Origin of the sequence: Paraburkholderia sp. BR10882 (assembly GCF_040948855.1) — a bacterium.
Lineage (GTDB): Bacteria > Pseudomonadota > Gammaproteobacteria > Burkholderiales > Burkholderiaceae > Paraburkholderia > Paraburkholderia nodosa_A.
The window spans coordinates 333,775-357,072 of record NZ_JBFPKP010000004.1; the positions used below are offsets into that span (position 1 = coordinate 333,775).

21 protein-coding genes are annotated in these 23,298 nt (G+C 60.1%); 11 read left to right on the forward strand and 10 right to left on the reverse strand.

Features of this window, described 5'->3' with window-relative positions; translation table 11 throughout:
- Positions 1 to 374 precede the first annotated feature (374 nt).
- Positions 375 to 1,139, reverse strand: coding sequence for an SDR family NAD(P)-dependent oxidoreductase (locus AB3X99_RS13870; RefSeq protein ID WP_368617227.1), 765 nt, complete (start codon positions 1,137 to 1,139; stop codon positions 375 to 377).
- A 247-nt stretch (positions 1,140 to 1,386) separates the two neighbouring features.
- On the opposite strand from AB3X99_RS13870, the gene AB3X99_RS13875 reads away from it, so the two are divergent.
- On the forward strand, positions 1,387 to 2,181 hold the full coding sequence (locus tag AB3X99_RS13875) for an IclR family transcriptional regulator (RefSeq protein WP_368617228.1): 795 nt from the start codon (positions 1,387 to 1,389) through the stop codon (positions 2,179 to 2,181).
- Positions 2,182 to 2,286: 105 nt separating this feature from the next.
- On the opposite strand, the gene AB3X99_RS13880 is transcribed toward AB3X99_RS13875, so the two are convergent.
- Complete coding sequence (locus AB3X99_RS13880) at positions 2,287 to 3,708, reverse strand: MFS transporter (protein WP_368617229.1); 1,422 nt, start codon at positions 3,706 to 3,708, stop codon at positions 2,287 to 2,289.
- Between the two features lie 238 nt (positions 3,709 to 3,946).
- Between AB3X99_RS13880 and AB3X99_RS13885 the strand changes: the two genes are divergently transcribed.
- The 3 genes from AB3X99_RS13885 to AB3X99_RS13895 all read left to right on the forward strand — a co-directional run bounded on the left by AB3X99_RS13885 (position 3,947) and on the right by AB3X99_RS13895 (position 6,773).
- Positions 3,947 to 5,143: an amidohydrolase family protein gene (locus tag AB3X99_RS13885; protein ID WP_069268775.1), complete on the forward strand. Its 1,197-nt coding sequence runs from the start codon at positions 3,947 to 3,949 to the stop codon at positions 5,141 to 5,143.
- A gap of 104 nt (positions 5,144 to 5,247) precedes the next feature.
- The gene (locus tag AB3X99_RS13890) at positions 5,248 to 6,042 is read left to right on the forward strand and encodes an enoyl-CoA hydratase/isomerase family protein (protein WP_069268774.1); all 795 of its coding nucleotides are present in this window, start codon (positions 5,248 to 5,250) and stop codon (positions 6,040 to 6,042) included.
- Positions 6,043 to 6,077: 35 nt separating this feature from the next.
- Positions 6,078 to 6,773: an SDR family NAD(P)-dependent oxidoreductase gene (locus tag AB3X99_RS13895; protein ID WP_368617230.1), complete on the forward strand. Its 696-nt coding sequence runs from the start codon at positions 6,078 to 6,080 to the stop codon at positions 6,771 to 6,773.
- Positions 6,774 to 6,837: 64 nt separating this feature from the next.
- Here AB3X99_RS13895 and AB3X99_RS13900 read toward each other — a convergent pair whose 3' ends face one another.
- Entirely contained in the window at positions 6,838 to 7,989 is a 1,152-nt protein-coding gene (locus AB3X99_RS13900; RefSeq protein WP_368617343.1) for an NADH:flavin oxidoreductase, read from the reverse strand.
- Between the two features lie 53 nt (positions 7,990 to 8,042).
- Here AB3X99_RS13900 and AB3X99_RS13905 point away from each other — a divergent pair, with 53 nt between their 5' ends.
- Positions 8,043 to 8,561, forward strand: coding sequence for a PaaI family thioesterase (locus AB3X99_RS13905; protein WP_256095045.1), 519 nt, complete (start codon positions 8,043 to 8,045; stop codon positions 8,559 to 8,561).
- Positions 8,562 to 8,591: 30 nt separating this feature from the next.
- Here AB3X99_RS13905 and AB3X99_RS13910 read toward each other — a convergent pair whose 3' ends face one another.
- From AB3X99_RS13910 to AB3X99_RS13935, 6 genes are all read right to left on the reverse strand, one after another.
- Positions 8,592 to 9,290 carry a TetR/AcrR family transcriptional regulator gene (locus AB3X99_RS13910; protein WP_256095044.1) on the reverse strand — a complete coding sequence of 233 codons (699 nt, stop codon included), beginning with the start codon at positions 9,288 to 9,290 and terminating at the stop codon, positions 8,592 to 8,594.
- Between the two features lie 113 nt (positions 9,291 to 9,403).
- A complete protein-coding gene (locus tag AB3X99_RS13915; RefSeq protein WP_368617231.1) occupies positions 9,404 to 10,810 on the reverse strand; it encodes a hypothetical protein in 1,407 nt (468 codons plus the stop codon).
- Complete coding sequence (locus tag AB3X99_RS13920) at positions 10,800 to 11,651, reverse strand: oxidoreductase (RefSeq protein WP_368617232.1); 852 nt, start codon at positions 11,649 to 11,651, stop codon at positions 10,800 to 10,802. Before AB3X99_RS13920 ends, AB3X99_RS13915 begins: the two co-directional genes overlap by 11 nt.
- Before the next feature lie 37 nt (positions 11,652 to 11,688).
- Complete coding sequence (locus AB3X99_RS13925) at positions 11,689 to 13,083, reverse strand: hypothetical protein (protein ID WP_368617233.1); 1,395 nt, start codon at positions 13,081 to 13,083, stop codon at positions 11,689 to 11,691.
- The gene (locus AB3X99_RS13930) at positions 13,083 to 14,570 is read right to left on the reverse strand and encodes an acyl-CoA reductase (RefSeq protein WP_368617234.1); all 1,488 of its coding nucleotides are present in this window, start codon (positions 14,568 to 14,570) and stop codon (positions 13,083 to 13,085) included. The genes AB3X99_RS13925 and AB3X99_RS13930 overlap by 1 nt, the downstream gene beginning before the upstream one ends.
- 51 nt (positions 14,571 to 14,621) lie before the next feature.
- A complete protein-coding gene (locus tag AB3X99_RS13935; protein ID WP_368617235.1) occupies positions 14,622 to 15,212 on the reverse strand; it encodes a MarR family winged helix-turn-helix transcriptional regulator in 591 nt (196 codons plus the stop codon).
- A gap of 29 nt (positions 15,213 to 15,241) precedes the next feature.
- Here AB3X99_RS13935 and AB3X99_RS13940 point away from each other — a divergent pair, with 29 nt between their 5' ends.
- The 6 genes from AB3X99_RS13940 (at position 15,242) to AB3X99_RS13965 (ending at position 22,295) form a co-directional block, all read left to right on the forward strand.
- Positions 15,242 to 16,384 (forward strand): phosphotransferase, encoded by a 1,143-nt coding sequence (locus AB3X99_RS13940; protein WP_368617236.1) that lies wholly within the window; start codon positions 15,242 to 15,244, stop codon positions 16,382 to 16,384.
- A 143-nt stretch (positions 16,385 to 16,527) separates the two neighbouring features.
- Positions 16,528 to 17,346, forward strand: a complete 819-nt coding sequence (locus tag AB3X99_RS13945; RefSeq protein WP_368617237.1) for an SDR family NAD(P)-dependent oxidoreductase — start codon at positions 16,528 to 16,530, stop codon at positions 17,344 to 17,346.
- Between the two features lie 803 nt (positions 17,347 to 18,149).
- Positions 18,150 to 19,820, forward strand: coding sequence for an electron transfer flavoprotein-ubiquinone oxidoreductase (locus AB3X99_RS13950; protein ID WP_368617238.1), 1,671 nt, complete (start codon positions 18,150 to 18,152; stop codon positions 19,818 to 19,820).
- Positions 19,821 to 19,856: 36 nt separating this feature from the next.
- Positions 19,857 to 20,693, forward strand: a complete 837-nt coding sequence (panC, locus tag AB3X99_RS13955) for a pantoate--beta-alanine ligase (protein WP_069268761.1) — start codon at positions 19,857 to 19,859, stop codon at positions 20,691 to 20,693.
- A 96-nt stretch (positions 20,694 to 20,789) separates the two neighbouring features.
- The gene (locus tag AB3X99_RS13960) at positions 20,790 to 21,599 is read left to right on the forward strand and encodes an SDR family oxidoreductase (protein WP_368617239.1); all 810 of its coding nucleotides are present in this window, start codon (positions 20,790 to 20,792) and stop codon (positions 21,597 to 21,599) included.
- An 87-nt stretch (positions 21,600 to 21,686) separates the two neighbouring features.
- Entirely contained in the window at positions 21,687 to 22,295 is a 609-nt protein-coding gene (locus AB3X99_RS13965; RefSeq protein ID WP_368617240.1) for a TetR family transcriptional regulator, read from the forward strand.
- Here the strand turns inward: AB3X99_RS13965 and AB3X99_RS13970 are convergent.
- Positions 22,219 to 23,004, reverse strand: coding sequence for a CerR family C-terminal domain-containing protein (locus tag AB3X99_RS13970; RefSeq protein ID WP_368617241.1), 786 nt, complete (start codon positions 23,002 to 23,004; stop codon positions 22,219 to 22,221). The two genes, AB3X99_RS13965 and AB3X99_RS13970, sit on opposite strands and share 77 nt — an antisense overlap.
- Positions 23,005 to 23,298: the final 294 nt, after the last annotated feature.

Sequence of the window (23,298 nt, forward strand, 5' to 3'; positions counted from 1 at the left end):
CAATTTCCACAGGCCGATTCGGTCTGTCGTGGTGAGCGTCCTCTTCGCCGTCGCCCAAATCCGTTCATCGCTTTACGGTTTCGGGTGGGTCTCGACGTCGCGGTGCCCCCGTTGAAAATCGCCTGACACAACGGCGCAAAAAAAACCTTGGCTCGGTGTCCCGCAGCCAAGGTCAAACTCCACACGCTCTCGCGAAGTGTGCCGGAGGAGAAATATGTGACCACTTTCGATCGTCTTGGTAGGCGTCTCGTGCGAACTCGCCGTCGGATCGAGGTATCTCAGTTAATGCAGCTGTTAGTTCAATTAAATTCTCTGCGCCGCTGAGAAATGCAACTTCTCGTTTCATATATTGCAACTGTGTTCAAAAAGACGCACTAAAGCATTGACTGTCCGCCGTCCACACTGATAGTCTGCCCGGTTATGAAATTAGCGTCGTCACTACACAGAAATGCAACTGTTCGTCCAATATCGAGCTCAGGATCGCCGAAGCGGCCAAGAGCGATTTCACCGAGATAGCGCGTGCGTTCCTGGGGATTGGCTTCGAGGTAGGCTTCAGCGGCTGGCGTGAGCGCTGCCGGGCAAATGACGTTGACGGTGATGCCATAGGCACCCCATTCGCGCGCGGCAACACGTGAAAGTCCACGAATGCCCTCCTTGGTTGCGGCGTACGCGCCGAATCCCTTGAGCCCTTCGATGCCTGTGCGCGAGCCGAAGTTGACGATGGTGCCGCGGCCCTGTGCCTTCATGTGCGGCAATACGGCCTGCATGAAATACAGCGTGCCGTACAAGCCAGACTCGAGTGTGTCGCTCCAGTCGTCGTCGGTAACGGACTCGAGCGGCACACCCGGGCTGCTGCTTTGTGCGTTGTCAATAAGCGCGTCCACGCGTCCGAAACGCTCAATGGCAAGTTCGACCGTGCGCACGGCGTCGGCTCGATTGCGCGTGTTACCAGGCACGACGAGCACTTGCGAGCCGAGGGCACTCAATTCGTCAGCAGCGTGCTTGAGTTTGCTCTCCGTGCGGCCAGTCAGCACCAGACTCGCGCCCTGGGTGGCAAGCGCGCGGGCAATGCCGAGTCCAACGCCTTGCCCGCCTCCGGTCACGATGACGACCTTTTCTGCCAGTTTTTTCGTGTGCATGTGTGATCCAGAAGTGAAGTTTGATGCTGCAGTTCGACGCGCGAGCGTGCCGCGTGGATGGTCCGGAAAGCGTTGCTTCTGCATTGCAATTTTATGAACGCCGTTCAACTATATCTTAACCTGAATGCGGAGGCGCCCTGGCGTATTCCCGAATTCAGGCGGTGAAAAAGTGTGCCAAATTGTGATCGTTGTAAAACTATGTGAATAGTTCCCGTATAATCGATACAGTCAATTCATGGGGAAAATCATGTTGAAAGAGACCTCAGCGCCGGCGGACCGGGATGTCAGCGGGCCGCGCTCGCTGACCCGACTCCTCGGAATTTTCGATGTGCTGGCGAAGTCTCCGGAAGGGATGTCGCTGGCAGAACTGAATGTTGCCCTCGAGTCGCCGAAGAGCAGCCTGCTCAATCTGCTGAGGCCTCTCGTGGCGGAAGGGTATTTGATGCACGACGCAGGCCGCTATCGCCTGGGGCCTTCGATCTTCCGCTTGTCCGCCGGCGTGATGGCCGCGTGGAATTTCTCGAAGATGCTGCGCCCGTTCCTGGTGGATCTCTCGAAGAGCACCAATGAAACCGTTTATATCGGCGTCCTTGATCACGAGCACAAAGAGATCACCTATGTCGATGTGATCGAGAGCGAACAATCCGTGCGCTATTCGATGCACATCGGATTGCGCCGTCCGCTCTACTGCACGGCTGCGGGGCGCGTGCTGCTGGCTCATGCGCCGGAAGCTTTCGTCACCGACTACATGAAGACGGTCAAGTTCGAGCGCCGTACGCCGCAAACCGTCGCGACGAAGAAGGCGCTGCGTGACGAACTCGATCACATCCTCGAAACCGGTTTGTCGGTGAGCCGCGGCGAATTGCTGCCGGACTCCGCGGGTGTGTCGTCACCGATCTTCGGGCCGAACGGTAACGTGATTGCGGCGATGGCGATTGGTGCGCCGCTCGAGCGTTTCGATCGCGAACGCCCGCAGCTCGAGCAGAACATGATCAGGGTGGCGCAGCGTGCGTCTGCATTGGGTCAAGCCGAAGATGAGTGACCGGCCAGCGTGCCGAGCATTGAAGCACATGCTTCAATGCTCGGCACGCATGGCGAATTCGAAGAAGCGTCGGACCGGCGTGTAACAGGTCGTTCGCAACGACGATCAACGGGCGTGACGCTTCGGCAGCATGCAAGCGATCAGCAGTCCGGCAATCGAACTGCAGGCGATGTAGACGAACACCGAAACATAGCCACTGTCGGCGGGAAACGACGCACCGTCATGTCCCCCCGTCGCGCCGCGTAACAGCACGAATACCACCTGGGCGCCTACCGCGAAGAAGCACGAGAAGAAGACGTAGAGCATGCCCGTTGCCTCGCCTGTCTGATGCGCAGGCGTCGTTTCCACGATCTGGTTGTACAGCGCCGTGCTCGCGAAGGCGAGCCCGAACGAGCACAGGACCGCGCCTGGAACGAAGAGCAGCAGGCTGCGATGAAGCGCGATCAGTGAGGCCCAGGCAAAGGCCAGGATGACCATGCCGATCAAGGCGGCGCGACGCGCCTTGTAGCGGGCCGCAACGCGGCCGCTCCACGGGCTCGCGACCATCGCGACGATGTTGACGCTGAACATCAGTAATCCGGCTGCTGTTGCACTCAGTCCGAATCCAGCGTGCGTGCCGGCAGGCTGCTGGGCGAGCAGCGAGAAAACCTGTCCCAGTTGCATGGCGCCTGCCGCGAGGAATGCCATGCAGGCATTCGCCAGGACGACCTCGCGCGTCTTCAGCAGACGCACGTTGATGAGCGGATGACGCGCCTTGAGCTGATGCCGCGCCCATAGTCCCAGCACGATCACGCCGCCGCCGATCAAACCCCAAAGCCGCGCATCCCCGAGCCCCCACGCGCGGATCTGTTGCACCGCGAAGAGGATCGCGCAAAGTGCTGGAGCGAACGCAAGGCCTCGAAGGTAGTCGATCCGGACGCTGGGATGCTGTGGCGACGGCGGCGTCCATGCGCGTACGGCAGCGACTGCCACGATGCAAAGCGCGACTTTGAACCAAAAGCCGCCTTGCCAGGAATAGTGATCCACGACGACGCCCGCACAAATGTAGACCAGCCCCGCGGATACCATGCCTGCAGCACTGATCAGGCCCACCGCGCCAGGCAGCCTCGCTGGCGGCAGGTTCTCGCGGACCAGGCCGATGGAGAGCGGTGTAATGCCTGCCGCGATCGATTGCATCGCGCACCCGGCGACGAGCATGCCGACATGGGTTGCACAGGCGGCGACGACCGCGCCGGCGGCAGCGACCGACATCACCACGAGCAGGATGCGACGGTAGCCCAGCAGGTCACCGAGCCGCCCGCTCACCGCGGCAAAGACGGCCGAGCCGAGCCAGTATGCGGTAACCGTCCAGCTCACGGAGTTCGAAGCGGGAAAGGCTTTGTAGAGTGTGACCAGCACCGTATAGATAACGGTGATTCCCGACGAGGCGGCCACTGCGGCCAGCAGGATCGCCATCGTGAACCCGCGCGGCGGACCGGCTACGGGTTGTGCTCGGTGTGCCTGCTGCGAGAGGACTTCAACTTGCATGAGCGTCTCCGGTTGTATGTATCGTTTCGAGTATACTCATATGCGAACGATGTTCGTATTGATGTTTTCCGGAGGATGCCATGTGCGAGCTTCGGAAATCGCGAGGGCGCCGATCGATATCAATTCGATATCGACGTTTCTGTGTTCGATATGAGAGTTTTTGGGCTGATGGCTTGAGCCGATACTTCTCTCAAGGGCGCACGTTGAGCAGCGCTCCCCCACAATCAGGAGAGAGTTCATGCAAGCGTACCAAGGGAAGATCTACGACGCGGACACGCACTTCTACGAAGTCGAGGACGCATACAGCCGCCACTTGCCCGAGAAGTTCAAGAAGGACTGGTCGTTCACCAGCCGTGTCACGGCCGACGGCAACCGCTGCATGTATGTCGGCGACCGCAAGGTGGAAATCAGCGAAGGCTACACCTCGGCCGAGGGGCACGTGCCGCCGCCGGGCAAGCTGCATGAATGGCTGCGCGCGATGAAGGACGGCAAGGACAACGTCGACATGCGTGTCGCCCCGACGCCGGACATGTTCAATCGCGACGCCCGCCTGAAGAAGATGGACGAATTCGGCGTGGAAGCCTGCACGATGTACATCGGCGAAATGGTCGCGTGCATTTCGTACCTCAACGAGCCTGCCGCCGCAAATGCCGTGTTGCATGCGTATAACCAGTGGATGCTCGACGACTGGGGCTTCAACTACAAGGACCGGATCTACACGACGCCGGTCGTCACGCTCGACGATCTCGACGCCGCCGTCGCCGAGGCAAAATGGCTGGTCGCGAACGGCGTCCGCGTAATCCTGATGCCGATGGGGCCGTTCAATGGCCGTGCGCCGGCGGACCCGTATTTCGATCCGTTCTGGTCGATCCTCAACGAAGCGGGCGTGCGTGTCACGTTCCACGTGTCGGAAGCGATCTACATGAAGGATCACATGGCGGTGTGGGGCGAGCCGGTGCAGCAGTCGCGCCAGCGTCAAACCGCCTTTGTCTGGATGCACGGTTACGGCGAGCGTCCGGTGATGGAAACGCTGTCGTCGTTCATCTTCTACAATTTCTTCGAGCGTTTCCCGCGCGTCAAGCTGTGCAGCGCGGAAAACGGTGCCGAATGGGTGCCGTCGCTGCTCGTGAAAATGGACAAGTGCCGGGGCATGGCGAAGAATGGTTACTGGCCGTGCGGTCAACTAAAGAAGCGCCCGAGCCAGATCTTCAAGGAAAACGTGTTTGTGGTCGCGTATCCCGAGGACGACATCGGCCAGATCATCGCGCAAACCGGATCGTCGGACTTTCTGTTGATGGGCTCCGACTATCCGCACGCGGAAGGCGTGCCGGAGCCGAAAGACTTCGCTGCGGAAGCGCTCAATGGGCTTGCCGAAGAAGACACGCGCAAGATCATGTACGACAACGGTCGCAGGTTCATTCCGCTGCAGGTGTAATCGAAGTCGCGCGGGGCGCCGGTGCAGCGGGAATCGCATCCGGCGTTTGCGCGGCGGCGCGACCCGTCGTCCCGCGCTGTCTCTTCTTTGTGAACAGGTAAGCCATGAATATTTCGGACTATAAGGCGTTATTGCTCGAACGCGACGGCGGCGTCCTGACCGTCACGCTCAACCGCCCCGAAACGCTGAATGCGTTTGACGAGCAAATGGACATTGAGATGTCGCGGCTCTTTCTCGATGTCGCGGAGGACGGCGAGACCCGTGTTGTCGTGTTGACGGGCGCTGGGCGCGCATTCAGCGCGGGCGGTGATATCGAGCACATGCAGCAGGTCATCGACAACCCGGCGTTGTTTCTGGAAGGCATGCAGCGCGCCAAAAAAATCGTCTTCTCGATGCTCGATTGTCCGAAGCCGGTCATCGCGAAGATCAATGGTCATGCAATTGGTCTGGGCGCGACGATCGCGTTGTTCTCGGATCTGAGCTACGCGGCCAATCACGCGAAGATCGGCGATCCGCACGTGAAAGTCGGCTTCGTAGCGGGCGATGGCGGCGCGGTGATCTGGCCGCAGCTCGTCGGCTACGCGAAGGCCAAGGAATACCTCCTGACGGGTGACCTCCTCACCGCGGAAGAGGCGGCGCGTCTGGGGCTCATCAACCACGCCGTGCCGGCTGACGAACTCGATGCCGTTGTCGATGCCATGGCGAAGCGGCTGGCAAACGGAGCCGCGCGTGCGATTCAATGGACCAAGGCTTCAATCAACATCGGACTCAAGCAGCTCGCGCATTCGATTCTCGATGCGTCGATCGCCTACGAGGCGCTGTCGAATTTGACTGAAGACCACCAGGAAGCGGTCAACGCGTTTCGCGAGAAACGTGAGCCGGTTTTCAAGGGACGTTGATTTTTCACGCCGAAGCGGCGAGGGAGTGATCGGACATGCAACGGGTAGTGGTGGTAACCGGTGGCTTCGGCACATTGGGACGCGCGGTGGGCCGGGTATTTGCCGACAATGGCTGGAAGGTCGCGCTGATCGACAAGGCGCCTGCGCCGGACGGCGCGAGCGCGGAGCAGCTACACGCCTCCTGGTGGCGAGGCGGCGTGGAACTCACTGACCTGGACGCGGCGCGCGCGGCGTTTTCGGCGACTGTCGAGCAGCTTGGCAAGCTCGATGCCCTCGTCAACATAGCGGGCGGATTTCGCTGGGAAACACTGGCGGACGGCTCCCTCGAGACGTGGGATTTGATGTATCAGATGAACGTGCGGACGGCCGCTACGGCATCGAAAGCGGCGTTGGACTATCTTGCTGTCGGCGCGCACGGCGGTCGCATTGTCAACATCGGCGCTGGTGCCGCACTGAAGGCAGGTATGGGAATGGGTGCGTACACGGCGTCGAAGTCGGGAGTGATGCGTTTGACGGAGGCGCTAGCCGAAGAGCTCAAGGATCGGTCAATTACCGTGAACGCGATCCTGCCGGGTATTATCGACACGCCGCAAAACCGCAACGACATGCCCGATGCAGACTTTTCACGTTGGGTACGGCCCGAGGAAATCGCGAACGTGATTCTTTTTCTCGCTTCCGAAGCTGCGTCGGGGGTAACCGGTGCATTGATTCCGGTTACTGGGCGCACCTGAAGATTAACAGGCCACCAACAGCAGTTGACGCCTGACACAGGGGCGTCAACTGCAAAACTGGGTTTCAGGTGAGGCGCGCGAGCGAATCGTTGCTGAATCCGAGAAACGGCTCGCCAAGGCGGGCACGCCGGGCCCAGTTCGGGTCGTGCAGAAGCGAACGTCCTACGCCAACAAGGTCAAACTCGTTGCGCGAGAAACGATCCAGCAGTGGTGTCAGGTCGGGTTGCACCGATGTTTCGGCTCCGGCCATGGAATCGTAGTAACCCTTATTAATACCGATTCCGCCCACCGCCATAGCATACCGGCCGGTCACTTTCTTTACCCAGCCTGCGAGATTCATCTCCGAGCCCGGGAATTCCGCGCGATTGAAATAACGCGTGCTCGCCTCGAAGATGTCGACGCCAGCATCTGCGAGCGGTGCGAGGATCTGTTCGAGCTCGTGCGGATCGTTGGCGAGGCGCGCACGGAAATCCTGCTGTTTCCACTGTGAAAAGCGGAATGTAATCGGCATCGTATCGCCGATCGCTTCGCGTATCGCGCGCACGACTTCTGCGGCAAAGCGGCTGCGCGCCACGAGATCCTTACCCCATTTGTCCGTGCGTTGATTGGTCTCGGCCCAAAGGAACGCATCGATCAGATAGCCGTGCCCTCCGTGGATGGCAATGCCGTCGAATCCGGCGGTCTTCGCAAACGACGCGCTTCGACCGTAGGCGGCGATGACGTCCGCGATCTCGGTGTCGGTCATTGGGTGCGTTGGTGGCCTCACCCGCTCCATGTAGCCCGCGTTGAGAGAAGTCGTGCGTCCGGACGGCCCCCAGAGCCCCGATGGCCGTAGTGGCGCGGCGGCGGGGAAGGGCCCTGTGTTCGCCTCTTTCATCGGTCCCATGTGCCACAGTTGCGGAAAGATAACGCCGCCGCTCGCATGAACTTCATTCGTCACTCGCCGCCACGCGGCAACCGATTCTGCTCCGGCGAGTACGGGAATCGAATTCTCGCCGAGTCCGGCTTCGCCCAGGGCCGCCGGATGATCGACACCGACACCTTCCGTGATGATAAGGCCAGTCTCGCCCTGCGCGCGCCGCTTGTAGTAGGCGGCAACGTCACTGCCGGGCAGTCCATTGGGCGAAAAGCCGCGAGTCATGGGTGACATGACGATGCGGTTGGCAAGCGTGACGCCTCGAACAACGAGCGGCGTAAAGAGCGATCCGATGTCCATATTCATTCATATAATTGACTTGCGTGCGAATAATGATACGCTATGTCTCGCCCATGAAAAAGCATTTATTGGTGCCGGTCACCTACGGCGCGAAGAGGAGAGTGGCATTGGAACACGCACACGCATTGGCGGTAGAGGCGCTTGAAGAGAGCGAAGAAAAGCCCATTCCGGAGGGCTTTGCATTGATGCCGGAGTTTGGCCCCTTCCATCAGATGTTCGGTCCTACTTATTTTCGCAAGAGCGAGCGTGGACACGTCGTCGGTATGTACGTGCGCGAAGCGCATCGGAATCTCGGCCAGATGATGCACGGCGGCGCCGTTTGCATGCTGGCGGATACGGCCATTACGTGGGCGAGCAAGTATTCGCGTCAACCGGCCGTAAGGGTGTTGACGACGGGCCTGACGGTCAACTTCATGGGCAACGCTGAACCGGGCGACTGGGTGGAAGCCCATGTCGACGTTCTGCGTTCTGGGAAACGGGTGATTTTCTCGGACTGCCGGATCTGGGCCAATGCGAAGTGCATTGCCCAGGCATCCGGGCAGTTTCAGGTGATGGGGGAAGTCGGCGGCTAGTCTGCGGGCGAGGCAGGCGCGCGGCGAACGTTACTGCATTGCTCTCGCCCGAGCCTTATCGAGCGTTGCGCGATACTTCCAGGCGGTCAACAGGATCCGATGAATCCTCTCGGCCCTACGCTTGCGTTCAGCGCGCGTAGTCTGGATCGCAAGGTGCACTTCGGGGGCCCCAGTGACCAGCGTGAGGAGATCACGTGCCGCGTTCGCAGGATCGTCGATGTCGATCATTCCATTGGCCGCTGCCGCTTCCAGAACGGCCGTAAGCGGCTCCAGCATCGTCACCACGAACTGCAGAAACTGCCTTGCGACATCCGGAAAACGTATCGCCTCGCCAATGACCATGCGTGAAGTGTGAATGCTGTCCGGTATCGCCATGTGTTCGACGAGCGCATCGATCAGGGATGCCAGGCTGGTCGAAAAATCGCGGCCGGGCACCAGGTGCTGATCGATCTTGCCGCGCAGGTCGGACATACCGCGCCAGACGATAGAGCGAAAAAGCTCTTCCTTCGTGCCGAACTGGCGGTAAACGGTAGTTTTGCTGACGCCGGCCAGTGATGCGATTTCATCGACCCTGGCGGCACCGAAACCTTCCCTCATGAAGACCGTTTTGGCGGCGTCGAGCAGGCGCTCGCGCAGCTGGACCGCGTCGTCGTGGGTGGGCCGGCCGGCCGTTCGAGGTTTGCCCGCCGCAGCGAGCCGCGAGGCTCCGTCGGGAGCCTGGACTGCCATAGGTTTGGACATCGTTGAGCTTTTGATGACGGAATTAGGGCATCAGTATACTCACGAGCGCCAGAGGGTGCCAATACTGGCCCCCTGGGCCCCGCAGTTGCTCGCGGCCGAAATCAAACGTTGATCATCCCACGCACATACGACTCCATCGTGCCCGCGCAAGAGAGCTTGTCTTCGCCTTCCTCGAGGTCGGCATAGCGGCCGACCCCCCTGACCAGTGGTCCCTGGAGGCCGTCGGTGTTCCCCGCCGGCGAGAAGTCCACCGTGACTTTGTCGCCAGTGATGAAGCCGCCCCAGTATCCCTCGGCAAGCAGGTCGAAAAACGCGAAACGGCCCTCGGCAATGCCGCGCCCATCCGACGGATTCAGTAGTTGCTCACCGGCTTTGTCGAGCACGAACGGAACGATCCAGGGGCAGATTGCGTAGCCCTGTGCCACCTCCGACCAGGGGCCGGTCCCGATCATTTCGGACATGCCATAGCTGTTCTGGACGTTCTCCGGGCGAATGCCATAGAAGCGTATGATCTGCTCCCGATAGTCGGTGGGTGCCGAGGTGCCCTTCAATCCGCCGCCGGTCGTGATCACCGTGTCGGGGTGGCAGATTCCATCGGCGATGCCGCGCTGGCGGGCGCGCTCAACGAGCGTCCAGTGTAGCGACCAGTTGCCCTGTACGAGAACGGGGACGTCGCGCTGTGTGACCAGCTTGTCGAGAAATCTGTCGATCATCGCGCCAGTATGGCGCTGGCGCGCCACCGCATGTTCCTGAAAAGCCGCGACTTCACTGGGTTTGGCGGAGCCGTCGGCGATTGCACGACGCATGCGGCCCATCGAGATCGTGGCAGAAGCAAGCACCGGTTCGTCGAACATCAGCGTGCTTTCGGCGCCAAGTCGTTTCGCAGCGCCGAGTACCGGTTCAATGTGACGGTGCGCGCCGGCAGGCGGCATCATCAGGAATACCGGGCGCTTGCCAAAATCTCGGCGGATCAGTTCGTTACCGTGAACGCCGAGTTTCACACACGACTCGGTGACGTTCTCGAGATCGGCTTGCGTCTGGTTGATGAAGCTGCATTTCCCTGATGTGCCGCTCGAGCTGAACACGTAGTGTCCCGCTTCGCGCAACCGGCCCATCCACGCGTCGACGTCTTCCACGCCCGTCATATCCACTTCGCTCACCGGGGTGCTGGAAAGCGTCTGCAGCCAGGCCGCCAGATGCTTCCAGCGGCCGTTGTCGATGAATTGCTCGGGGTAGCTCTTGTAAATCTGATGCGCGAACAGGAGAGGAACCATGTCCTCATGGCGGTTGATGGTTTCAACGCCCAGATCGTCCGCGCGGCGGCGCAGCAGCCTGATCTGGTTGCGGCGCCCGGCGAAACGCTCCTTCATGGCGGCGAGTTGAAGCTCGCGAAGGTTTTCAGGGTGATTGCGGAACGGATCGGCGTTATCGCGAAGCATTGCATAAAATGAGTCCAGTGCGGACATGTCGTCTCCCAGGCAACGAACTTCTGCAGCGTTAGCGATCAAAGTCAGTGGAACTCGACACGTCGAGCCACGCTTCAAGATTGTCCTGTACGGACGCGAGCTTCTTTCGGACGACGTCGACGGCATCCGGGCCGAGCGCCAACCGCAACGGCGGGTTCTCCGCAGACACCGCGCGCACGACGGCGGCGGCGGCCTTGGCTGGATCGCCCGCCTGCGTGCCGTGGTAGCCACCCATCATCTGGCGCATCTTGCCCACCGTTTCAGCGTAGGCAGGCGATTCGATCTCGCTCCATTTCAGCGAGCCACCCGCGAAATTCGTGCGAAAACCGCCGGGTTCGACGATGGTCACGTGAATTCCAAACGGCTTCAGTTCTCGCGCGAGCGATTCGGACAGCCCTTCGATCGCGTGTTTCGACGCGCAATAGAAACTGCAACCCGCGATGCCGATCACTCCGGCCACCGAGGAAAAGTTCACGATATGCCCGCGCTTTCGCTCGCGAAAATGGGGCAGTGCGGCGCGGATCACGTTGACCGTGCCGAACACGTTGGTATCGAAGAGCTGACGCGCTTCCTTGTCGGAAACCTCTTCGAATGCGCCGAACAGACCGTAGCCGGCATTGTTCACGAGAACGTCGATGGCGCCCGCCCGGCCAATGGCCTGCTCGACGGCGCGGGGCACCGAAGCGGCGTCGGTGACGTCGAGCAACACGCCGTAGGCGCGCCCGGGCGCGAGATTCTCGAACGGCGCTATCTGCGTGTCGTTACGCACGGTGCCCACCACCTTGTCACCGCGTGCGAGGACCGCTTCCGCCAGGGACCGGCCGAAGCCGGACGAGACTCCCGTGATGAACCACACGGGCGGATTTGTCGTTTGCTCAGTCATTGTGGAGTAGGTCTACGTAATATTGAAAAGAATTGCCTCAATTGGCAATACGGGCTTCGGTCATATCCGCAATTTCTCCGCGGACATAGGCGTCGATCGTTCCGGCACACGAAAGCTTGTCGTCGCCGCCGGGCAGATCCTTGTAGCGCACCACGTCGCGTATGATGGGCGTTCGCACGCCGTCGATGCCATGGCCGAACTCCATGGTGACCTTGTCCCCGCTGATGACACCGCCCCAGCGGCCGTCGGCGAGCAGATCGATCATCGCAAGCCGTCCTTCGACGACACCTTTTCCGTCACGCGGATTCAGCAACTGCTCGCCGGCGGAATCGAGCACTAGAGGAACGAGCCACGGCGGTACCGTCCACGCCTTCGCTTCATGGAACCACGGGCAGAACCCCGATACTTCGCCCATGCCGTATCCATCGTTGAAATTGGTCGCGTTGAAATTGAAGAAGCGTTCGCACTGCTGCTGGAAATCTCCCGGCAAATTTGCACCCTTCTTGCCGCCGCCGATACTGATGATCGTGTCGGGGTGGAAGTCGCCGTCGGGAATGCCTCGTTCGCGCGCCGTGGCTACGATCTGGTAGAGCATGCCCATCATGCCCATCATGCCCATGATGAACATCGGTTCGTGGCGCCGCTCGAGCAACTCGTCGATGAAGTGCCGGAAGTCGGCTTGCACACGCTCGGTGCGTTCACGATTTTCGTTCTGGAAGGCTTCGATTTCGCTGGGCAACGCGGTGCCGTCCGCAATCGCTCGACGCATGCGCGCCATGCGTGTGGTCTGGGCGGCGCTTTGTGGCACGTCCGACATGTAGTGAATGTCGCCAGGCAACGCAATCGACTCGGCGAACTTCGCCATGCGCTCGGTGCCGGTGTAGGACCCGGAAGAGGGCGTCAAAAGGTACGCGGGATAACGGCGCGACCGATCGCGCATGGCGCTTGCCGCCCAGCGAATACCCTGGTCGAGCAGGCGCCAGCCGAGCTCACGGTCGGTTTCACTCTGGTAGATGAATGACTGCTTCCCCGAGGTGCCGCTCGAACTCATCACATAGTGGCCGTTGCGGCGCAACTCGTTGATCCAGTCGTCGAGATTGGCGACCTTACTGTAGTCGAGCCCATCGATCCTGTTCGTCGTAAGGGTCTGAAGCCATGCTGTGAGGTGACGCCATTTGCCGTTTTCGATGAACGAATCGGGATAGCTCTTGTAGACGGCGTCCGCGAATAACAGCGGAACAGCGTCGTCCAGCGTGCGAAGTTCCGTGACGCCGGCTTCGCTGGCCCGTTTGTCGAGAATGCGAATTTGTTGACGGCGCTGCGCGAAGCGCTCCCGTACGGCTTGCAGCTGCACGGTATGGAGGTTCTCGGGCGCGTTGCGAAAGGGGTCCTGCAGATCCGTGAATTGCAGGAGGGAGGAAAGGGCATGCATTATCGCGTCTCCTGCTGGTTCGGACCCGATTCCTCCGAGATCCATTTCATGAATCGGTGGATCGGAAACATGCCGTCATGGGGGTAGCCGCCAACGCCATCCGAAATCGATTCGCCCAAAGCGACCATGCGCTGCACGCCTGCGCACGCAAGGGCGTCGCGCACCTCGATTACCCGATGCGGCGGATAGATACCGACGGTCTGCGTCGCGACAGTCGCGTAGCGCGCTCCGTCGCGCAAGCTGCCCACGGGAATGACGTTGACTGTCTTGCAGATCGGATGGAAGTCAACCATTTCGTCCGAGCGCACGACGAGACCCTTGCCGTCGTAGCCACCGAACACGCGATAAAGCGGCTCCATTTCACGCAGCACGTCGACGGCTTCGCGAATGTCGCTCGGCACCAGCGGACCCTGGCCATCGCCATAACGGTAGTCCTCGCCGAGTGCGAGCGCGAGTTGCTCGCAGTAGCGGTCGGCGTCGTCTTCGTCGCCTTCGATGAACTGATAGCGGCTTGCGTTGCACGCATCCTGGTTGAACGACAGCACATCGGCGGCGCCCGCACGCGCGACCTCGCGCAGAACCTCGTTGGAGCTGAAGGCCTCGCGGCCGATCAGGGAGATCGACACCTTGGGATCAAAAGCAACCAGTTCCAGACCCGGCCCGGCGTAGCGCATGACGTGGCGTACCGCGCTCTCGCCGCCCCAAACGACGATCTTGTCGAAGTACTGCGGGCGATAAAGAATGGACTCGACGTTCTCGTCGCCTCCGCGCCAGTAGGCAGCGGAAAAGGACTGCGTGACGGGATGGTTCGGATCGATTTCGGCCATCGTGCGCAGAATCGCGGTGGCCGTAAACAGGTCGTTCGACGGCAGCTTGAGCAGATGCACACCTTTCGTCAGCGCGGCGCGCATGACGGTCATAGCCGCGACCATCGGTGAGTTGCCCGCCAGAATATGAACGAGCCTCGGCGGGAAGGCGCGCAGACGGCTAGGGCGGCCGCGCAGCGTGCGTTCTACCCAGCCGTCGACGAGCCTCGCGTCGCCAAGGCTCACACGCAACTCATCGTCGATTACCTCGCGCAAAAACAGGTTAGGTATGTCCCGATAGCAGTTTTCGAGGATCCGGCGTCCCAGGGGACTAACCTTGATCATCGATTCGAGTGCGGCCTGCATGAGCGGATTGACGTCGAGATGCAGGCGGGGACCGAGCTCGACGAGAAAATCAACAATCTGCTCGACAGGCACATCGAACGCAGGACCCGACTCCGCACGCGGCCAGACGAGATCATCGAGTTCGATTTTGGGCGTGCAGAAACCCTGACCGAGATCTCGCGATACGTGCTTGATCGCGTTTCCGGTGATCATACGCCCGCGATAGACATGCGCAACCGGCAGCGGCGCAAAATCCGACGCTTGCGTCGATGTCTCGGCCGGTCGTGTGGTTGTTTCGGTGTGCTCCATGAACTGCTCCTTTTTCAATTGAGTCATGCACTGAGCTTCTGCGGATTCGTCGCTCGATTCGCGCATGGACCTAGCCGTTCAGCTCAGGTTGACGATCATTCGCTCGAGAAGACGTTTGACGGTTGCGACTTCGTCCATCGTGAAGCCGTGAAGCTGGCGGTTGCTCGTTTCCACGATGTGCGGCAGGGTCTCGCGCAGCAATCCACGGCCGTCTGCCGTCAATGCGAGTTCGACGCTGCGTCTATCGGAAATGCTTCGGATTCGCTCGATCAATCCGCGCTTTTCGAGTGAATCGAGCTTCCGGGTCATTGCGCTGCTGTCCGCGAGAAGGATGCGGCAGAGAGCGGTGGGCGTGCGTGCGCGCTCGTCGTAGAGCGCTTTCAGGATGCCCCACTGGAGAGCGGAAAGTCCGCTGGCGGCAAGCTTCCGGTCGATTTCGTTGCCCAGCAGAAGGTGAACCAGATTCATCTTGAACGCCACGCTCTCTTCGGTTCGGTATTCCTCCGGGGCGAGCATTCTTGCTGGTGCGGCACCGGCGAAGTCATCGGCCAGTGTGGGTGAGTCAAAGAGATTCATCAGGTGCCTGCCAAAAAAGTATCTGCATCTGGAGGCAACTATATGCACGGCATTCAAAATATGCAACGCTCGACGAGGTGTGGTTTTCCCCATGTTGCGGTCGAACGACTCTGTGCGCGACGATGCGCACGCGGCTTGCCTATCTCAATCGTCAGGGGGAAATCTTGTCTGCATTAGCTGTGGTGAGTGACATGTCGTTGCCGGTCACGGTGGAAGGCGTGACCGCACAATGGCTCACGTCGGCACTCGCGTTTCGCTTCGCCGGCGTGGAAGTGACTTCGTGCAACCACCTGGCCGTGCTGCCTGGAACGTCGACGAAAGTGCGCGTGGCGCTCGAGTACAACGATGTGGGCAGGGAGATGGCGCTGCCTTCGCGCATGATCGTAAAAGGTGGCTTTCAGGATCACAGCGAGTCAATGAAGGACATGTACCGCAATGAAATGCGGTTCTATCGCGACGTTTTGCCATTCATAAATATGAACGCGCCGAACTGCTTTTATGCGGGCGCGGATCCCGATCGATGGCAGTCTGTCGTCGTGATGGAAGACCTGGAGCAGCGCGAGGCTTGCTTTTGCAGGGCGCAGCAATCGCAACGCTACGAAGAGGTGGAGCGGCGGTTGAGCGCCATGGCGCGCTATCACGCGCAAACCTGGAACAGCGCCGAATTTGAAATGGGCGGCCGCTTTGATTGGGTGGGTGAGCGTTTTTCCGACTGGTCGCTGGAATATCAGAATCGCTATCTGGAACCGGATGTGTGGGCCCACTACGTCTCGCTTCCGCGAGGGGCCGCCGTGAGCCGGTACCTGCACGATCGTGAATGGATGGTGGCAGCGCTCGCAGACATTGCGAGCCAGCACAAAGGAAAGCCCGTGTGTCTCATTCATGGCGACACGCATCTGGGCAACCTGTTCGTCGAGCCAGACGGAACACCAGGCTTTTTCGATGCTCAGGTAAGCCGGGCGCCGTGGAGCCTGGAGGTTGCCTACCACATAGGCTGCGCGCTCGATATCGAAGACCGTCGCGCGTGGGAGCGGCCGCTGCTCGAGCACTACTTGTCGCAATTGGCAACTGGCGGAGTCGAGGCACCCTCGTTCGACGAAGCGTGGGAAGACTATCGACGCGATCTCGCATACGGCTATTTCATCTTCGCCATCAACGAGACTCGCTTCCAGACGGAGGCGGTGAACACAGCCTACGCGGCGCGCTTTGGCGCGGCATTGGTCGATCACGCAAGAGTAGGGTCGGGTAATCGCAAAGGCCAATAATGCAACTATGTGTTGCATTATTGGCCTCGTGAGACTAAGCTTGGTCGAAAATGCCGACGCCAGCGCGCGTACGGACAGCCGCACAGGGCACAGGAGCGCGCGCATACTTTGAGTGGCGAGCAACTACATCATTCGACTACAGCATGCCTTCTCCAAAAGTTTTTTATCAGCGTTTGAGCGGCAAGATCGCGATCGTCACTGGCGCGGGGTCGCTCGGGCAAGGTTACGGCACGGGAAAGGCTATTGCCTGTCTTTTTGCGGCTGAGGGCGCATCCGTATGCCTCGTCGATCAGCAATACGAAAGGGCTGCCGAGACACTCGCATTGATTACCGAATCCGGCGGTCAGGGGTTCGTCTGTACGGGTGACATCACGGACGCAGCCGTGTGCGCGCGAATCGTCGAAGAGACCGTTGAGCGATATGGTGGCCTGGACATACTCGTGAACAACGTCGGAATTTCAGGCGCACCGGGACGGTTGCAGGATATCGACGAGGCGTCGTGGGACCGCGTGATTGACGTGAACCTGAAGAGCGCATTCCTGATGAGTCGCAGTGCAGTGCCAAAGATCGTGGCGCGCGGAGGCGGGGCAATCGTCAATATCAGTTCGGTTGCCGGCATACGCAGTCACGGGTCAGCCGCGTACGGTTCATCGAAGGCAGGCATGGTTGCGTTCACGCGCGAATTAGCGGTGATGTACGGCCGTGAACATGTGCGTGCCAACGCCATCGCGCCGGGGCACATCTTTACACCCATGGTGCAGAGCATGCTCAATGAGAAGGCGCGCGAGCGGCGCCGCAAGATCGCACCACTTCCGCTGGAAGGAGACGCGTGGGATGTTGCATCTGCCGCGCTGTTTCTCGCCAGCGACGAGTCGCGGTTTATTACCGGCACATGCCTGCCGGTGGACGGCGGAGTGACGGAGATTGCGGCACTTGCTGCTTACGATCTCGTTGGACAGTAGTTGGGACACACTCGCTCGGCGCGTGCGCCGCTTATTGTGCTGCGCGCGCGAATTGAACATATCACGCGAGTTTGCTCAGGCACCTGAGTGCACTTGATGAGGCACGCTGGGTCGATGTGGTTCAGGACGGCAACGGGGAGGCGCACTGTTCGAAGCGCGTGCATGCCGAAGCGCAATTCCTCGCGGGGTGCACCGCGTTGCATACACCGGCGATCCCTGAAGCAGACGACGCACAGGCCACCGCGTGGGCGCGCGAGCGGCCAGCCGAAGACGCGAGCGTCTATCTTATCGGGCAACGACTGCTTCGACTGTCGACGCACATCGACCGGGCGCTCAAAGAGGCAGCTGCAAGCCAGGGCGTTCTGGCTGCCGAGTTGTCGCTGCCGGACCAACCGGTGGTTTCAGGGCCACGTATATACAGTCGCCGACGCAGCTTCAGACGCCTCTGACAACGACACTTGGCGGCATCGCGAAGCGCGCAAACGTCGGAGCAGTTGGGCCTTGTGAAGCGAACGCCGGACCTGCGGACGGACGCCGAGTTCTCGTGCGAATAAAGCCGCGAGCGCGCAAATTCCTGGAGAACATTCTCCACACATCGGGTCCCCTTGAGATGTTTCAGTGGTCGCCGCTCTGAGCCGCATTCACCCTCGCCACCGTTCATATTGTTATACGACATTCATTTATATATACTCCTCGCTGTCACCTGCGGGAGATGCTGGAAGCGATTCCCGTGTTGACGGCGCCCTCGACGGGCGAGAGTCCAACGAGCATGGCGACGTTACGAGGCCAGGGAGAGAGCGGGGATGGCGGAAGGGAATCAGCAAGTGCATGGCCCACGCGAGTCGATGGAATACGACGTGGTGATCGTCGGCGGCGGTCCCGCCGGGCTGTCTGCCGCGATCCGCCTGAAGCAGCTGGCCGCGGAGAAAGGCGCTGAGATCGGCGTCTGCGTGCTGGAGAAAGGCTCGGAAATCGGGGCGCATATCCTCTCGGGCGCGGTCATGGATCCGCGTGCCCTGAACGAGCTGATTCCCGACTGGAAGGAACAGGGCGCACCGCTGAACGTGCCCGTGACCGAGGACAAGTTCCTTTTTCTTTCCGAAACGGGGGCTACGGCTGTGCCGAACTGGGCGCTGCCCGACAACTTCAAGAACCACGGCAACTACGTCATCAGCCTCGCGAACGTCACGCGCTGGCTGGGCCAGCAGGCCGAAGCCCTGGGCGTGGAAATCTTCCCCGGCTTTCCGGCTGCCGAAGTGCTCTACAACGACGACGGCTCGGTCAAGGGCGTCGCCACCGGCAACATGGGTGTGGGCAAGGACGGCGAGCCCACCGAAAACTTCCAGCTCGGCATGGAGCTGCACGCGAAGTACACGCTGTTCTGCGAAGGCTGCCGCGGGCACCTGGGCCGTCAACTGAACGAGAAGTTCAAGCTGGGCAAGGATTCGGATCCGCAGGTCTACGGCATCGGCATCAAGGAACTGTGGGAGATCGATCCCTCGAAGCACCAGCCCGGCCTCGTGATCCACACCGCCGGCTGGCCGCTCGAGTCGGACACCTACGGCGGCTCGTTCCTGTACCACATCGACAACAACCAGGTGATGGTGGGCTTTGTCGTCGGTCTTGCGTACCGGAACCCGTATCTCTCGCCGTTCGAGGAATTCCAGCGCTACAAGACGCATCCGGAAATCCGCAAGTACCTCGAAGGCGGCAAGCGCGTCTCGTACGGCGCGCGCGCGATCACGGCAGGCGGCCTGATGTCGCTGCCCAAGCTCGTGTTCCCGGGCGGCGCGCTCGTGGGCGACGACGCGGGCTTCCTGAACGCCTCGCGCATCAAGGGCAGCCACGCGGCGATCAAGACCGGCATGCTGGCTGCGGATGCGGCGTTCGAAGCCGTGCAGGCGGGCCGCCAGAACGATGAACTCGCGGCGTATCCGGAAGCGTTCAAGCAGTCGTGGCTCCACACGGAGCTGTACAGGGCGCGCAACTTCAAGCAGTGGATGAGCAAGGGCCTGTACCTGGGCACGCTGATGGTGGGCATCGAGCAGAAGCTGCTGGGCGGCAACGTGCCGTGGACGCTGCATCACCAGCATCGCGACCACGAGATGCTCAAGCCCGCTTCGCAGTGCAAGCCGATCGAGTATCCGAAGCCCGATGGCAAGCTCACGTTCGATCGTCTGTCTTCGGTGTTCATCTCGAACACGAACCACGAAGAGAACCAGCCCGCGCACCTCACGCTCAAGGACATGACGGTGCCGGTCGGCATCAACCTCGCGACGTATGCAGGCCCAGAGGCGCGCTTCTGTCCCGCAGGCGTGTACGAGTTCGTAAAAGACGATCAGGAAGAAGATCGTCTGCAGATCAACGCGCAGAACTGCGTGCACTGCAAGACCTGCGATATCAAGGACCCGACGCAGAACATCGTGTGGGTCACGCCCGAAGGCGGCGGCGGCCCGAACTATCCGAACATGTAAGCAGTACGTGGTTAAGTCTCAGAGGCAAGATCCAGCATGAAACTGATTCGGTCTGTCGAGGAACTGCGAGCTCAATTGCGCGGGCAAAACCGCACGGCATTCGTGCCGACAATGGGCAATCTGCACGAAGGACATCTGTCGCTGATTCGACTCGCACGGCAGCATGGAGATCCCGTCATTACCAGCATTTTCGTGAATCCGCTGCAGTTTGGACCGGGTGAGGATTTCGAGCGTTATCCGAGAACGCTTGAGGCGGACCTGGAGAAGCTTCAGAAGGAGAGTGTCTACGTCGTCTTCGCCCCTACGGAACGGGACCTCTATCCGCAGCCGCAAGAATATCGCGTGCAGCCTCCAGGTGGGCTTGGCGACATGCTAGAGGGGGAGTTCCGGCCGGGCTTCTTTCAAGGCGTTTGCACGGTCGTAATGAAGTTGCTGTTATGCGCGCAGCCGCGCGTGACAGTGTTTGGAAAGAAGGACTATCAACAATTGATGATAGTTCGGGAAATGTGCAAACAGTTCGCAATGCCCACGGAGGTCGTGGCCGGCGACACCATCCGCGACATCGACGGACTTGCGCTGTCCTCTCGCAATCGCTTCCTGACGCCGGAGCAACGCGTGGAGGCCCCCACGCTATATCGGCTCCTCAACGGCGCGCGCGAGGACATTTTGAGCGGTCGACAGGATATCCAGCGAATCGAACGGCGCGTGTTCTCAACGCTAGTCGATCGCGGCTGGAAACCCGACTACATCTCGGTTCGAAAGCAGGCGGACTTGCGCTCTCCAATGGAGCAGGATGTCGTCGATCGAAAGCTGGTCGTGCTGGCGGCAGCGCGCCTCGGCAGTACACGCCTTATTGACAATCTTGAGATTTGAACCCTTGATGCTATGCCTTGCCACGGTGACTGGAGGGTAGGGCGAGAGCGCAACTCAAAGGCGCACACTGCGCCTGCCTGACATTGGCGTTTCGTTATGACTGAACCAGCAATTCACGACGGCGGCTCTCGTAGGCAATCGGTGCTTGTGACCGGAGCGGGCCGGCGAATCGGTCGCGCGCTCGCCCTTGGCTTTGCCGCGCGAGGATGGGACGTTGCCTTGCACTATCACGAGTCGAAGCGCGAAGCGCAAGAGGTTGTCGATGAGATCGCGGTGCGAGGCGGAAGGGCAATTTCCCTTTGCGCGGATCTTTCGAAAGAGGAACAGGTGAGGCAGCTTGTACCCGCGTGTGTGCAAGCATTCGGACGTCTCGATTGCGTCCTGAATTGCGCGTCGCGGTTCGAGGAAGATACGGCACAGACTTTTACCTACGATCTCCTGCTGGCGCTCATGAAGATCAACGTCGCTGCGCCGCTGGCTTTGGCGCGCGGACTCTACGACGCGATACCGGACTGTGCAGTTGCCGACGAGGCGCAGCGAGGCGTTGTTGTCAACGTTCTGGACCAGAAGCTTTACAACATGAATCCAGACTACATCTCCTATACCTTAACGAAAGCAGCGTTGGCGAATGCAACGATAGCGCTTGCGCAGGCGCTAGCGCCAAAGGTCAGAGTGGTTGGCCTGGCTCCCGGACTTACGCTTGTCTCCGGCGATCAAACGCAAGAGCAGTTTGAGACGGCTCACCGAATGACCCCGCTTCGGCGCGGCTCGCGGCTTGAAGACATCGTCGATGCAGCCGTCTATCTTGCCGAGGCACGTGGAGTGACGGGGACGACCTTGGTCGTCGACGGAGGTCAACATCTTGTATCCAGCCAGCGCGACGTGATGTTCGCGAATATTGGGTAGGCGCGCGGGACAAGACCTCACATCTTGCGGCGAACAGGGCGGATCAGGTGCAGCGCGACAAGAGAACGCGTGGAAGGCCGAGGGGACATGATGAAGCGAAAAGTACAGGGACTCGTCACGCGGGAAAAGATCCTCGACAGCGCGGAGATTTTATTTTTTGAACGTGGCGTCAGTGCTACGTCTCTTGAAGACATCGCTCACGCGGCTGGTATGACCAGAGGCGCAATCTATGGTCATTTCTCAAACAAATGGGCCCTCGTGACGGCTTTGTTCGAGCGATCAGCTTTGCCTCTGGACCCGTTCACAATTCCGCCCGAGAAGTCTAATGGGGCAACGCTTGGCGCCTTGCGTTCAAAACTTGAGAGGAGATTGGCCGACGTCCTTCACTCCGGCACACAACGGCGCCTGTACTCCATCGCATTCTCCACAGCAAAATCTGAAGGAGATACCGTTGTTTCCACATCGACGCTGGGGGAAGCTGCGCGAATCGCGCAGTCATCTATCGAGTCTGCGTTAAGGCTCGCAGCGGCAAATCGTATGGCCACTGATCACGTCGACTACGCTGTGGAAGCGGTATACATTCACTCACTATTGACGGGTTGCTTTCACCTGAGTTTGCTTATGTCATCGCATCAGGGCGCGGAGCAAGCCCTTGCGTCGGCTGTTGTGGGAAGGGCGCTTTCGACCCTGCTCTGACAATCCTGGCGGGCCGTTCTCTCACTACTTCTTCGAGCAGCAGAGCCGTTTGCCGGTCAACGATCGATGTGATCCAGCCGAGCCGATGTGTATCGATGGATTCCCACCCTAGAGAAAGCATCATCGATCGCCGTGTGAGGTGAATTGCTATGAGTTGGCCGGTAATGGTTAGGGCGCGCAATAAAGCCTCCTCGTCGCCGGCGTCTGTGCCCATCAGGCGGGCAACTATTTCGCTGCACACAGGTATCAGGCGCGTCTGAAGACGATCGCGCAATTGAGCCTCGGGAAACTGGGGTCCCAGGCCCGCCTGTTCCCGCGCCATGAAGAGCCTCCAGCTATCGGGCTCAGCCGAGGTGAACAGGTATTGAGCAAGATGTTTCTGGATTTCACGGAACGCGCGGATTAATTGATCGTCGTCCCCGTCTTTATCAAGTACGGCCCGCGCCGCGTCGACGGGGCTGGCGAGGTGATCAGAAATCGTGGTGGCGATGTGATCGACACACGCCAGATACACGCCTTCCTTGTTCGAAAAGTAGTAGCGCAATGCGGGTGGATTGACACCTGCTAGCTCCGCTATGTCTCGCGTCGAGGCTCCTTCAAATCCGCGCAAACCGAAAAGCGTGAGTGCTGCGGCAATGATTCGGGCTCGCGTTTCATTGCCGCATACATAGCCAGTCGCTGTTCCGGAACGCCCTCGACTCTTGGTCATTGCCACAAGTTATCGGTCTTGTAAAAGGAGCGGGAAGTGAATCGGCTTGCTCCGTTGGCAATTGGCCGTGGGCAACAACCCCCGACAAGTCGATCTGAATGAATTCCAAAGACGGTACTCATATTCCACCCGCAATGATGTAACCGGTTAAGCGCCCCGGCCATTCTGCACCTGGTTTGAGCGGATTTGCGATATTGTAATAATAGAACGACATACACATAATCGCACCTAGGGCAAATCTCGACCCCGTTGGCTTTTCCCAAATTCGCCGTCCCAACCCGGGCGCTCACCCAC

Bases quoted from the DNA above. Each gene is read 5' to 3' on its own strand.
- AB3X99_RS13890 (WP_069268774.1), top strand. From the start codon at position 5,248: ATGAATATTTCGGACTATAAGGCGTTATTGCTCGAACGCGACGGCGGC.
- AB3X99_RS13880 (WP_368617229.1), bottom strand. From the start codon at position 3,708: ATGCAAGTTGAAGTCCTCTCGCAGCAGGCACACCGAGCACAACCCGTA.
- AB3X99_RS13965 (WP_368617240.1), top strand. From the start codon at position 21,687: ATGATGAAGCGAAAAGTACAGGGACTCGTCACGCGGGAAAAGATCCTC.
- panC (WP_069268761.1), top strand. From the start codon at position 19,857: ATGAAACTGATTCGGTCTGTCGAGGAACTGCGAGCTCAATTGCGCGGG.
- AB3X99_RS13895 (WP_368617230.1), top strand. From the start codon at position 6,078: ATGCAACGGGTAGTGGTGGTAACCGGTGGCTTCGGCACATTGGGACGC.
- AB3X99_RS13875 (WP_368617228.1), top strand. From the start codon at position 1,387: ATGTTGAAAGAGACCTCAGCGCCGGCGGACCGGGATGTCAGCGGGCCG.
- AB3X99_RS13905 (WP_256095045.1), top strand. From the start codon at position 8,043: ATGAAAAAGCATTTATTGGTGCCGGTCACCTACGGCGCGAAGAGGAGA.
- AB3X99_RS13950 (WP_368617238.1), top strand. From the start codon at position 18,150: ATGGCGGAAGGGAATCAGCAAGTGCATGGCCCACGCGAGTCGATGGAA.
- AB3X99_RS13920 (WP_368617232.1), bottom strand. From the start codon at position 11,651: ATGACTGAGCAAACGACAAATCCGCCCGTGTGGTTCATCACGGGAGTC.
- AB3X99_RS13935 (WP_368617235.1), bottom strand. From the start codon at position 15,212: ATGGGGAAAACCACACCTCGTCGAGCGTTGCATATTTTGAATGCCGTG.
- AB3X99_RS13940 (WP_368617236.1), top strand. From the start codon at position 15,242: ATGCGCACGCGGCTTGCCTATCTCAATCGTCAGGGGGAAATCTTGTCT.
- AB3X99_RS13970 (WP_368617241.1), bottom strand. From the start codon at position 23,004: ATGACCAAGAGTCGAGGGCGTTCCGGAACAGCGACTGGCTATGTATGC.
- AB3X99_RS13900 (WP_368617343.1), bottom strand. From the start codon at position 7,989: ATGGACATCGGATCGCTCTTTACGCCGCTCGTTGTTCGAGGCGTCACG.
- AB3X99_RS13925 (WP_368617233.1), bottom strand. From the start codon at position 13,083: ATGCATGCCCTTTCCTCCCTCCTGCAATTCACGGATCTGCAGGACCCC.
- AB3X99_RS13930 (WP_368617234.1), bottom strand. From the start codon at position 14,570: ATGACTCAATTGAAAAAGGAGCAGTTCATGGAGCACACCGAAACAACC.
- AB3X99_RS13910 (WP_256095044.1), bottom strand. From the start codon at position 9,290: ATGGCAGTCCAGGCTCCCGACGGAGCCTCGCGGCTCGCTGCGGCGGGC.
- AB3X99_RS13870 (WP_368617227.1), bottom strand. From the start codon at position 1,139: ATGCACACGAAAAAACTGGCAGAAAAGGTCGTCATCGTGACCGGAGGC.
- AB3X99_RS13960 (WP_368617239.1), top strand. From the start codon at position 20,790: ATGACTGAACCAGCAATTCACGACGGCGGCTCTCGTAGGCAATCGGTG.
- AB3X99_RS13945 (WP_368617237.1), top strand. From the start codon at position 16,528: ATGCCTTCTCCAAAAGTTTTTTATCAGCGTTTGAGCGGCAAGATCGCG.
- AB3X99_RS13885 (WP_069268775.1), top strand. From the start codon at position 3,947: ATGCAAGCGTACCAAGGGAAGATCTACGACGCGGACACGCACTTCTAC.